Below are 740 nucleotides of genomic sequence, written 5' to 3'. Positions count from 1 at the left end.
ATATATTTCCATTCTGATTCTAGCCAAGTGTCGTAGTCGTGAATTAAAGCTTGAAATGTTTTTATTTCCTCACATTGGCGTTCGAGAAATTCCCACTTCGACTTGGCTCTTTCGATACTGACTGGATCAACCCCTTTACTCATCAAGGCTTGGTTGAACGCTAACTTGTAGTCACTAACTCTGTCTGAAGTTATCTTTTCTTTATTTTTTATCAGCTCATCAATAGCACTTTTTTTCGCGTCCTCTTCTGACAAGCGATAATCGAAGTTAGCTTTCACCTGAACACGCTCTTGTTGATGGCGCTGTTCTTCGTTTTCAAGTTTTTCTTTCAGCTCAGACTTGATGGTAAAAAGTTCAGACTCTAGTACGCTTTTCTGTTTCTTAACTTCAGATGTACGACTTTCAGCATCACCTTCAAACTGGACTGTTTTTTGCTCTTTCAGGAGATTGAGCTTGCTCAGTTCTTCCTCAAAGACTTTTGTTCTTTGACTTTGAATTTTTATTTCTTTGTGAAGCTTATCTACTTCTTGCTCATCACTTTTGGCCCTGCTCTTCGCTTTACCTTGCCGAACTTCTACTTCTGACTCCTTGATTTTTAGAGTCTCTAATCGCTCTGAAAGCTTCTCTTCACTCAGACAAAAATCAGGAAGTGCGATTGAATCCAGATCCAAATAAAGACCAAAAATCGACTCCGTAGCTTCTGGGTCGAAAAATGGTTTCAAGTTTTTCGCATTTAACAA

The 740-nt window shown here is 38.9% G+C and carries 1 protein-coding gene; it reads right to left on the bottom strand.

Annotated elements, in window-relative coordinates:
- On the bottom strand, positions 1-722 hold a 722-nt coding region (locus KIV40_RS32715; protein WP_285353533.1), incomplete at its 3' end, for an ATP-binding protein.
- Positions 723-740 lie beyond the last annotated feature (18 nt).

Source organism: Vibrio sp. D173a, assembly GCF_030248475.1.
Note: the sequence above shows the minus strand (reverse complement) of the source record. Positions and strands in the feature narration are given on the sequence as shown.